Annotated in this window: 6 protein-coding genes; all 6 read left to right on the forward strand. The window is 31.8% G+C overall.

All coding sequences use genetic code 11. The features are described from left to right. Nucleotides 1-6,897 (forward strand): hypothetical protein, encoded by a 6,897-nt coding sequence (locus BT107_RS03810; protein ID WP_072302419.1) that lies wholly within the window; start codon nucleotides 1-3, stop codon nucleotides 6,895-6,897. Then, nucleotides 6,898-7,968, forward strand: coding sequence for a hypothetical protein (locus tag BT107_RS03815; RefSeq protein ID WP_072302420.1), 1,071 nt, complete (start codon nucleotides 6,898-6,900; stop codon nucleotides 7,966-7,968). Between the two features lie 38 nt (nucleotides 7,969-8,006). Further along, on the forward strand, nucleotides 8,007-8,864 hold the full coding sequence (locus BT107_RS03820) for a hypothetical protein (protein WP_072302421.1): 858 nt from the start codon (nucleotides 8,007-8,009) through the stop codon (nucleotides 8,862-8,864). 43 nt (nucleotides 8,865-8,907) lie between these two features. Beyond that, nucleotides 8,908-11,280: a TonB-dependent receptor gene (locus BT107_RS03825; protein ID WP_072302422.1), complete on the forward strand. Its 2,373-nt coding sequence runs from the start codon at nucleotides 8,908-8,910 to the stop codon at nucleotides 11,278-11,280. Nucleotides 11,281-11,286: 6 nt separating this feature from the next. After that, complete coding sequence (locus BT107_RS17410) at nucleotides 11,287-11,544, forward strand: hypothetical protein (RefSeq protein ID WP_139254268.1); 258 nt, start codon at nucleotides 11,287-11,289, stop codon at nucleotides 11,542-11,544. Between the two features lie 69 nt (nucleotides 11,545-11,613). Further along, entirely contained in the window at nucleotides 11,614-12,231 is a 618-nt protein-coding gene (locus BT107_RS03830) for a hypothetical protein (protein ID WP_072302423.1), read from the forward strand. Nucleotides 12,232-12,335: the final 104 nt, after the last annotated feature.

Consider the following 12,335-nt stretch of genomic DNA (forward strand, 5'->3'; position numbering starts at 1 on the left):
ATGAATATACGTAATTTAATACCTTTTAAAACAAGCATATTAAGTGCATCTATAAACAAGTTTTTAGGTGTCGCATTAATATTGCTCGTACTACTTACGAGTTCTGTAGCATCGGCACAAGTATTCCCCGTACAAGTATCACCACAGTTAACACCTCCTTATAGTTTAAAACTGTCTGACTACAGTACTACTACCGCAGAAAAACTATTGGTAAACTTACTTTTAACAGATGTTAATGAGTCGGACTTACAAGTTCGATTACGATTTTCGATTTCTGGAAACAGTGTGCGTATACAATCTAAAGATTTTGTGCAAAATGCCGCTCCAATACAATTAACTGGTGGTATTCCGTTGCGCTTATCTAACCTAGATTTACAGCCCTATTTTGACTTACAAAACTTAGATGGCATTACACCTAGCGAATACAGCAAACCACTACCAGATGGACTATATCAGTTCTGTTTTGAGGTTTTTGATTGGACTACAGGAAGACCTTTATCAGAAAAAAAATGCTTTCCTGTATATTTGGTCTTAAACGATCCTCCTTTTTTAAATTTACCACAAAACGGAGAACAAGTACCGGCTAGAGACCCTCAAAATCTTATTTTTCAATGGACGCCAAGACACGTAAATGCTACTGGTGTAGAATATGAGTTTGAGCTGCGTGAACTTTGGGATACTCAAGTAGACCCACAGACGGCTTTTTTAGCTTCGCCCAACTTATACCAAACTACTGGTTTTGCCAATACCCTACTCTACGGTCCTGGAGAAACTAGCCTTTTAGAAGGCAAAACATACGGCTGGCGTGTGCGTGCTGTTGTTAGCGATGGTATTAGTGAAACTGCGGTATTTAAAAATGGTGGTTACAGTGAAATTTTTTACTTTACCTATACTGGCAAGTGTGATGCTCCACAGTATATTTTAGCAAAGTCAGAGGGAACAACCACAGAAGAAATTACCTGGCAGCAAAACCCAGACCATATCAACTACCAAATACAATTTAGAAAAGAAGGTGGTAGTAATAATGTGTGGTTTGAGTCTGAAACGGTAGAAACTAAAAAGAAATTGTTCTTTTTAGAAGCAGAAACTACATATGAATATAGAGTTGGTGGCCAATGTGTACAAAACGGTGGCTATAGCTACTCTGCTGTTAACACCTTTACTACACCTGGCAAAGAAGATGCTAGTGAGTACAATTGTGGCATACCACCAGAAATTGTAATTACAAACCAAGACCCTTTACAGCAACTTGGTGTTAATGATGTTTTTACAGCAGGTGATTTTCCTGTAACTGTAAAAGAAGTAAACGGTGGCAATGGCAATTACACAGGTTGGGGCTTTATTGTAGTTCCTTACTTAGGAGACACACAAATAAGGGTTAGTTTTAACAACATACAAATTAATACAGACAAGCAATTAACAACTGGCCTTGTAGAGACAGAGTATGATGAAAAGTTTGCTACTACCGGTGGTGCTGGTATGTCTGATGTATCTGAACTAACTGAGCTTATTGAAGGTGATAATGATATTGATAATATAAATGTAAACTTTGTTATTCCTCCAGATTATTTTGAAGATTACATTACTGTTGAAGACGGACAAGTTGTAATCACGAACCCTAATGATGCACAAGTTAGAACTTCTCCTTTAGGTGATGATAAAGTTATTGTAGATAGTGCTGGCAACACCTACCACGTAGATGCAGAAGGTAATGTAACCAAAGGTGGTAAAATAGACGAAGGCGGACCTGTAAATGCAGATAATGTAGAAGGTGTAACCAAAAACGGAGACATAGAGTCTTTAACTGCCAAAGGTATTACTGTAACTTTTAATACTAAAGGAACTTACGGTTATGATAAATTACCAACAGGAATAAATAATACCAAACTAAATGAAGAATACAAAACTATAAAAGATGCACAAGGTGGCAATTATGAGATTGTAAACCACGTAGCAGAAAAAAACGTACCTTCTTTAATTACAGCAACGGTTGCAATATCTAACTCGGACTACAACATTGATGATCTTATTTTTAAGACCAAACAAGGAGAGTTATTAACGCATACAAAAGCTACCAACAACACTATTAACTTAAGTGTACAAGGAAGGTATACTTTTGAGAACGAACCTATTTACGCTGTTGTAAAATCTAAACAAGATACTACCAAGCAGCAAACAGCTGGTGCCTTTAATTTGTGGCATTTATCTAGAAAAACTGTAGACGTTGTACTCGTTTCTGTAGACGGTGCACAACTACCAACCGCTTTGGAGTTAAATACAATTTTTAACCAAGCTGCAACTACGCTTAATATAGAAACTAAAAGTGTTTCTTTAACTAATGGCTTATTAGGAGCCGACAATAAATTAGAAATTGGAGACAAACCTTGGTTAAACACCTATAACCAAGAGCAAAAAGCCATTATAGCAGATTTAAAACAAAAAATAGACTACCAAAAAGATAAATACTACGTCTTTACATTTAATTCTAACTTTATTACAACTAAATCTATAGCTGGTTTTATGCCACTAAAACGCCAGTTTGGTTTTGTATTTAATGGCGGATTAGATGCTACTGAGGAAGGAAAAGAAGATTTAGCAAAAGTAACAGCACATGAAGTTGCTCACGGTATTTTTGCCTTACAACACCCTTTTACAACTTATGGAGATGACATAAAAGGAAAAACTCTTTGGCTTATGGACTATGCCAACGGTGACCTTTTAAGCCATATGGACTGGGCACAAATACACAACCCAAATTTAAAATTCTATATTTTTCAAGATGAAGAGGATGGGGAGAGTGCTACTTTTTATAATTTAGAATTACTAAAACCATTTGCAAATTTAGATGGTACATATACTTTTATTTCAATGGCAGGTAAGCCTATTACTTTACCTTCTAATATTACAAGAATTGAATTTTCAACAGGAGATGATGTTAATCTTGAAAATTGTCAAGATAATTTCTCAATTATTCCATTTGGTGCTTTAAAGAGTTTTTCGATTGAAGATGATAAATATCGTTTTTGTGCAGTTTGTAATTCAAATGAGTTTACAGGTTATTATAAAAGTTATTCTGAAGGAAATTGCTCGGGACTATTTACAGAGAACAGATCAAAAGAAGGAAATGTAAAAGCTATAACGGGATTACCGTGTCTTAGTGGTGGCCAAACAACCTTTCAGTTTATTCGGTTGAATAATTATTTTAAAAACTATAACTATTCAAGTTTAAAAGATAATAGTGGTGCTGGCAAAAGATTACCATACAATCATATTATTGATTATTTAAGTTATGAAGAATTAAATAACAATGATAAAATAAATATGATTGCTGAATTCAAGCCAAATTATGACACAGACATCATCAACTATCTAACCTCTCTTAAAATCTGTGATTGTGGTGATACAAATTTAAATAAACGTGCATATGCTTTTACTTATGCCACGCAATTACAAAAAAATAAACAATATCTTGAGTGTTTCGAATCAGGTATTCCATTATTCTTTTTTAATGACAATACAGATCCGAACGCTGATTTGTCTTATGTTTATTTTTCTGACTGGCAAAGTTCAAACATAAATGGTTTTTCAACTTTAAAATCGCATATTGAAAAGTTTAAACATTTATCTGAGCATTTTCCAAATTGGAATGGAGTTTCTGACTATTTAACAAAATTTGTTCCTGAGGAATTTGCTCCTGAGGTTATCAATGAAATGTTAAATTCTATCAGCTTAGCTCCAACTTCGAATGACGAATACCTGGATGACACGATATGTTTATGGAAAAGTATAAATCTTATAGATAGGCTAGACCTAATACATTATTTTGCTGATAATAATGGTATTTCAGATAGAACTGAGGAAATTCTATTAAATCTTATCATCTATTCTGGTTATGATGCAGAGTTTATCATAGATGAACTTAAAGGGTTTAATAATGATTTCAGTTTACTTAAAAAAGTTTGGAATGTATTAGACGGTAATGAAAAATCTGTGTTTGTAAATTATATAGCAAAATGGCTACTTACAAACGAATTTAAAAACTCTGGACAATTAGTATATGATACTTATAATAATGAATGTGTAAATTCATTTAGAAATGAACCTTGCGATTTAAATCTTTACAAAGTTTTACCATTATTTAGAGCAAACTTTTTTGATATAGATTCTTTCAATATTGATATAGGTCCAGGGGGATCAAGTTATGAAGTTGATTATTATTTGGAGACTAAATTTAATGATTTAAATAAAATAAATATACAAGTTAAATCCAATGCTATTAATTTCTCTAACATAGAGGATTATTGGGATTACTTTAGTGGTGCAAAAGAGATTTTCAATCAAGAAATAAATCCATTTCAGCCAATTGTACTTGAGGTAATGGAAGACATCCAAGTAGGTAGTACTTCTTTAAAAAAAGGACAAGTTTTAACAGTACCTGCGATCTTCTTACATTGGTTCGATAGCACTGTAGACTTAGAACAGAATCTTATTGCATTAAAAGTAATTGCTGACATTGCTGCTATTTATTTAGCACCATTTACTGCTGGAGGATCAACAATATTAGCTTCAATAGAAATAGGTATGGCCTCTACAGATATTGCCATTACATTATTGAATGAAACATCTGATAATGTTAATCCAGAAATGATTGAAACTTGGAATGCTATTTATGGACTATATAATATAATGTTTTTACCAAAAGCATTAGTCTCGGCTGGAGAGTTAACGGCTAATGGCACTAAAACTTTATTTACGTTTGTAAAAAGTGCCACAAAAGCATCAAAAATTAAAAAAATATTAATAAATAAAAACTTTTTAAATTCATTTCTCACTGATTTTAGAGCGCTATCATCGACTAAAAGATTAGCTCAAATTACCAAAATGGATAATTTAATATTGGCTTTAAAGAATTTAAAAGGAGTAAACTCTATTTTAACTAGAGATTTATACCGAGTATTAATTGAGGTAAGAATGAAGAGTTTTAATGTTCACCTTCAATCTTCAACTAGGTATATTGAATTATTTGTTGAAAGCTCATCAACTGCTTTTCAACCTTACTTAGCTGTAAAGGACGGGAATACATTATTAAGCTTAGCTAAAATAGAACTAACAAGTAATAAAACAATAAAATTCTTAAGTGATATCAGATGGCTACCTTCAAATATTACAACTACAACAGCTATTGCAAGGTTAGATGATATAGAGGTTATAAAAAATAATCTAACTGAAATAAAATTTCTTGAAATAGTTGAAGACATAAGTAATCCAGGACAATTTTATATCAAACCTATTACAGATGTTTTAAATACCAATCCGTTATACAAAACAGTTAAAGTATCTCCAAATAACAGTAATCTATACCCAGAAGGCTTTAGAGATATAGCTATTAATGAAATTGTTCCAATGCACGGTCCTCGTAGAAATACTAACCCGAATGGTGTATCTGACGTTATAAAAGTGCTTAACACAGAAGGTTTTAAGGTTCTAGAGCCAACTTTAATTAATCCTGTAAGGGTTGTTGAGTTACCTGACGGAACTAAAATAATTATGGATGGTCATCACAGGGTCCTAGGAATGAAAACCCTTGAAGAAACCAATGTTCCTGTATTATATACTACCTATGATAAAATTGTAGAAAATATAAGTCGTGGAGGATCAATTGAACCAATATCAAATTTATATTATGTACTTACAATAGGTAAAAAAACGGGTAATTATGAAGGAGACTGGCTACCTGAACATACTTCGTTAACTAATGCAAAAAAACAAGAACTAATAAATGCTGCAGAAGAATTTATTAGAACTGATTTTCCAGAATTCGCTACAGGATTATCCCAGGAAGATTTTGATATACTTCTTAATAATGTACAAGCGAAACTTGGAGATAATATTGAGTTTGATAGTTGGTATGACAATATCGGTGAAGACCTTTTAACTAAATTAGATAATTTATCTGCTGATAAAATCGAAAATTTAGGGAAACATTTAAAAGAATCATCTAAGCTTGCTATTGAAATTAAAAAGAATCCTAGTTTAGTTGATAGTTGGGATCTTATAATTACAGCAATAGGACAAAACACAAAATTCGCTACTGATAATGCTACTTTGGCAAAAGTTAGTACTATGTTAAAGGAAGGGTCTATATTGCGTCAAAGATATCCTGACAATTATGAACAAGTCTTAAAAGAAATTTTAAAAGCTGCTGAAAACTCGCCTTGTACAACTTGTCCAGAGGCATCAGGATTGACTAAAGCATTTCCTTCAATGGAAAAACACTTAGATAATGTCAATTATTTTATCGAAAATTTTGAGATTAATGGTACAGCTGATAAGTTTTTTAATTGGATGAGAGGTAAGGCTAAAAACGGGAGTAATCTTTCAGAAAATAGCACCTTAAAATCTGAAATGGCACAAACACTAAGTGAACTAAAAACAAGAGGCTTTAAAGAAGCTGATGTAGAATTAGGTGCTAGGTTTAAACCAACAAGTAGTACTTCTAAAATGTCTGATATTAGAAATAGTAATTTAGATATAGAACTTAAAAATAAAGATTTTCCAAATGCAAATACTGCAGATGGTAAATTATCAAAACAAGAAATAGAACAGGTATTTGGTGCAGAGGGTGCATTTTCTGTAAAAACTAAATTATCAGATTATGAATGGAAAGTAAATCCTCTTAGAAAAAATGCTAATGAAAATAATTTAAAAGAACTTTGGAAAAAAGCATTTCAAAACACAAATGCTTCAAAAGGACTAACTAAGACACAGATTTTTAATAATATGAATGACGAATTAAAACAAAGTTTAAATCTTACAGGTTTAAATGCTCAATCAAAATTCACTGAACTAATTGGTGATGTTAATTCTAACTTGTATAGTTTTATAAAATCAGAATAAATGAATTTTTACAAAAAAAAGGAGATATCGAAAGTAATTAAGTATTCTAAAAATAATAACTTATATTTTTTAACGAATAAAAAGTTATTTTTTAACGAAAAATCATTTTCGATATTTGACACACCTGTTGATGGTTTTGAAATATTTAATAATAAGGTATATATAAATGACTGGAATGGCAACTATAAAATTTATAAAACTTCTGGAGAAGTTATTGAAAAAGGAGAAGGAAAAGCATTTTTCCATTCAAGCAATTCATATTTAGGGTATCAATATCTAAAAGAAGGGAATATTCAAGAAGCATTGATTGATAAAAATGAAGTAATTCTTAACTTGGATATTATAGATAAAAAAAACTCTATTAATTTTTCAAATAAAAACATTTACTGTTGTTTAATAAACAACGAAATCTACGCCTATACTCTTCCTAAAGCAAAATTGCAATGGAAATTTGAATTATCAACACTAGGTAAGTTTGAAGACAGAGATGGCAACTTACAAAACTATGAAGTTCTTAAATTTATAGGTGTTTGGAAAGACTCTTTGCTAGTAGCCTGTTCAGGTCAAATGATTCTTGACATTAATATTCAAACAGGTGAACTAAATAGAAAATGGCAAGCATTGCCTGGTTATGGAAGTTCTGCTTTTCAAGGGCGTTTGCAACATAAAATACCTTCTACTGATGGTTTTCAGCTAGATATTTCTAAATCGTACCTATACCACTTAGCAGGTGCTTATTTAGTAACAATAGATTTAGTTACGGGCAAAGCAGCTTATCAGTCATTAAAAAAAACTTTAGAAGAGCACGTCTTTTCTGGTTTTAGATGGAGTACTGGCTACGCAGAAGATGAAACTCACATTTATACTATAGCAGAAATGAACCGTTTAGAGTTAGGTTTAGACTATATACCGCAATGTATTGTTGCATTTAATAAAAAAACACTAAAAATAGATTGGCACTATAGGTTTGAAGGAGATTGGGTAAAAACTGATATTCCTCAACTAGCCAATAATAAACTATACCAACTTAGCGGAGATAACACATTGTATATTTTTGAAAAAAAAGAATAAATAAAACAAAAAAACACCCAAATAAAGTAAACTCTATTATGAAAAAACAATTGCTTATTGCCTCATTATTTTTAGTATCCCTTGGTGCCACGGCGCAAAAAATAAAAGAAAAAAAAGGAGAGATATTTTTAGATAAAGTAAAAGTTGCCAATATAGAAAAGGTAAAAACGGAGACACCTAAATACTACCAAATATCAGACGTAGATGGTAATCCGCTATTTAAAGTAAAAACTTTTGTTTACAAGTCTATTTTATTTCATGATGATGAAACTACAGACTACCACGTGGTTACAGGAGACAAAATACAAGACACACTTGCTATAGTAGAAAAAGGCTTTTACATTACGCAAAAAAGAATTGTAAAGTACTTGGTAGAAGCTGGCTTTTTAAATAGTAATGGCTATAATGAAGCTAATATTCCTAATTTAATTGCAAAATCTACCAAAATACCAACAAAATTGGTAGAGTTACAAAACAACGAAAAAGAGCTTAAAAAACACATTGGCTACAAAGTAGAAAGAGACTTTGAAAATCGTGATATTTTTATAAAAACCTATGCTCCTAAACAAACAACTAGTATTAAAAGTACTATGGTAGTTACTGCTACTGAGTTAGAAATTTACCAAAATACTGCTACAGAAGAAAACCCAGATAGTGAGCCTTTATTAATTGGTTACGGTGTGTATGAGTATAGTCAATTATTAAATAACACTACCTATAAAAAAACGTACTTATTAAATGCTAAAAGAGTGCCTTTAGCATCATACGTAACCTATAATTACAAAACATACGTTCCTTTTAGAAAAGAAGAAAGTGACAAATTAGACAAGTTAAAAACCAAAGAAGAGGTTTTAAAAGCTATGGCTATAAACCATATTTTAAGAGAAAAACTATAATTCTTGTTTTTATTAGTACTATAAACACCAACCAACTTTTTTCTTGAAAAACTTACTACTTTCACTTTTTATACTACTACCTACACTTGCCATATCGCAAAGTGTAGATTTAGAGACTTTTGGAAAATCTTCGCCTTTTAAAGTAGGCGGAGGTATTTCCGCTAGTTCTGTATTTTATAGTAGCAACCAAAGAAACAACAGAGAACCTTTTACATATTACGCACAAGGAAATTTAAATTTTAGCTACTATAATTTTTCTATTCCTGTTAGCTACAACTACTCTAACCAAGGGGAACAGTTAGGCTACCAATTGCCTTTTAATTTTAACAGGTTAAGCTTACACCCTAAATACAAGTGGATTACTGCACACATTGGAGATGTAAATATGACATTTTCTCCTTACACCTTAAGCGGACACCAGTTTACTGGTGGTGGTGTAGAACTAACACCTAGCAAAGGTTTTACATTTAGTGCTATGTATGGTAGACTTTTAAAGGCCACAGAGCCTGTAGAAGATGAGCGTGCTGTTGTTGCATACCAAAGAATGGGTTATGGGTTTAAAACGGTGTTAGAGCAAGATAAATACAGTGTAGGCGTGTCTACTTTTTATGCATCGGACAAAGAAAACTCTATTGATATTAATCCAGATGAAGAAGGTGTGTTACCTAAAGAAAACCTTGTTCTTGGTTTTGAAGGTAGTGTAGACCTATCTAAAAACTTAGAGTTGCGTGCAGAATATGCTACAACTGCCATAACACAAGACACTAGAGCACAAGAAACCTCTAGCGGTAAAAAAGGATTGTTGGGTAGTTTTTTTAAAAATCGAGCTTCTACAGAATATTACAATGCGTATAAATTAGGTGTAAATTACTCGTTTTACCAAGCAAATCTTGGTGTTAATTATGAGCGTGTAGATCCTGGTTATGAGACTTTAGGTGCTTATTTTTTTAATAACGATTTTGAGAATATTACACTAAACTTATCTAGACCATTATTTAACAACAAAGTAAATTTAAGCTTTAATGTCGGTTTTCAGAGAGATGATTTAGACGACCAAAAAGCAAACCCTACAAGCAGATTTGTTGGTGCTGCAAATGCAACTTACACTGCATCAGAGCGCTTAACATTTACTGGCTCCTACTCTAACTTTAGTACCTATACCAACGTTAGAACCAATCAGTTTGATGATATTAATGATGATAATTTACTAGACAACGCTACTGATTCTTTAAACTACAAGCAGATATCGCAGAATGCAAATTTAAATATCAACTATATTTTATCGAGCTCTAAAACCAAAAAAGAGAATGTAAATTTAAATTACAATGTTAGTGATATTGCCAACGAACAAGGCGGAATTGTTAGAATTGGTGATGCATCTACTTTTCATAACATAGCTACCTCCTACACCATTGGTTTTACAGAATTAAACCTAAATATTACACCGTCATTAAATGGTACATACAATACTATTGGTCGTGAAGATGCTACAACTTGGGGTCCTACCCTAAGCGTTAAAAAAGGTTTTTTTGACAACAAATTAAAGTCGGTTTTAGCATCATCCTACAACAAAACTCAAAATACAGGTGGTACCACAAACATTACCAACCTTAGAGGTGGTGTGTCTTACGTGTTGCTAGAGAAACACAACCTAAGTTTAAATGCAATTCAGCTTTTTAGAACTACACCAACGGTTTCTGGTTTAAAAGAGTTTACGGCAACTTTCTCTTACAACTATTCTTTTGATGTTAAAAAGCCTAAAATTAAATGGGAGAAAAAAGACAGAAAACGTAAAACTAGAGACAGTATTATTACTATTAATTATAAAAAATACAAATACGTAGATTACGCCAATAATATTACAGACACCATTTTACAACTAACCAAAGATCCTAACTTTGGAAAAATACCAGACGATAAAAATCTTGAGTTAAGAGGCTTGGCAGATAATATGATTAAAGCCATTGGTAAAAAAGATGCCGTTTACAAAGAGCAAGCTATTATCTATTTAAAGTCCTTAGAAGATTTTAAAGGTTTTCAGGAAAAATACAACGACTTTGTACTACGTGCTTATAACAAGTTGGTTAAAGATGCTGAAGATATAGACTACAAACTAGAAAAAGAGTTTATACGTTTAAATGCAGAGAACAACGACCCTAAAGTTAAAAAAACAAAAGCTTCTGTAGAAAAACTAAAGGTTGTTAATGAACGTTTTGACAACCATAGAGATATGTTAGAGGGTATGCGTACTTGGGACATTATGGAAGAGATTAATAGTACACGTTTAACTGCGTTTAAAGACAAGCATATAAACAAAGTTTATTTAATGTACACCAATGGTAAAACCGAAGTAGACATTGTAAACTTTTTAGAGTATTATTTAGCTGATTTATACCATAAGCAGATTAAGAAATAGGTTATAATGAAACTCTCAGAAAAAACACAAGAGCTGTTACATAACTTATTTGTGATACTCTGTTTAGAGTTTCTCTACTATATATATGACTTTTGGACACCTATGGAGGAATTTCCTTCTGGTTGGAGAGCCGGTTTGTTAGAAGCAATATTAAGATACCTACACAACAACAAATTTGGTGAGTTTTTAGGTAAAGGAACTTTACTTGCTTTAAGCACGTACTATATTTATAAAATAATAAGGGACTTTAGTAAAAATAAGTAAAACTTTTAGTTTGTTTAACGGCACAAGCAAGATGCTTGCGCTAGCGGGGAAGTTCAATAAATTAATTGTATGGAGAAAGTTTATAAAATTAATTCAGTTAAAAACCCTAAGGTAGATACTGATTATGATGCTTATTGTAATGAATTTGATGGTAAGGAAATAATTGGATCTAATATGATAGGAGTTCGTGATTATGATAAGCCTAAAATGTTATATTTTACAGCTGATTTTTTATCAATTCCTGATTCAGATTTTCCATTTACAGACGTATCATTTCCTATTATTAGTAATCGAATGTTTAGTATTTTAAAAAATGTAAAACAATTTGATTGTGATATCATTCCAGTTTGTATGCTTGATGACTCCTTCATAGGTAATCAATTTGATAGAAAAGGTAAGTTAAAAGAAGAAGTGCCTAGTAACTGTAATTATTTAGCCTTACAGTTTAAGAGTTGTGAAAATGTTTTTGATTACTCAAATTCTGACTTCACAAAAAGTTTAATTTTTCCAGAAAAAGTAGGTACGATTAAAAGATTAGTTTTGAAAGTTCCTAAAGATGGCTTCAAGCCTTTATTTAAAATAAAGGAAGCAATGGAGTATGTTTTTGTAAGTGAAAAAGCAAAACAAGCTTTAGAATTAAATAATATTAAAGGATGTGCATTTGAAGAAATAGAAACTCTCACCTAGCACAATCATCCAGCTCCTGCCGTAAAGAGTAAGCAAAGCAACAGAAAATTAAAAAACCACCCAAATGTTACATTCAGGTGGCATTTTTACTAATTTTTAAAGTA

The organism is Cellulophaga fucicola, assembly GCF_900119145.1.
GTDB lineage: Bacteria > Bacteroidota > Bacteroidia > Flavobacteriales > Flavobacteriaceae > Cellulophaga > Cellulophaga fucicola.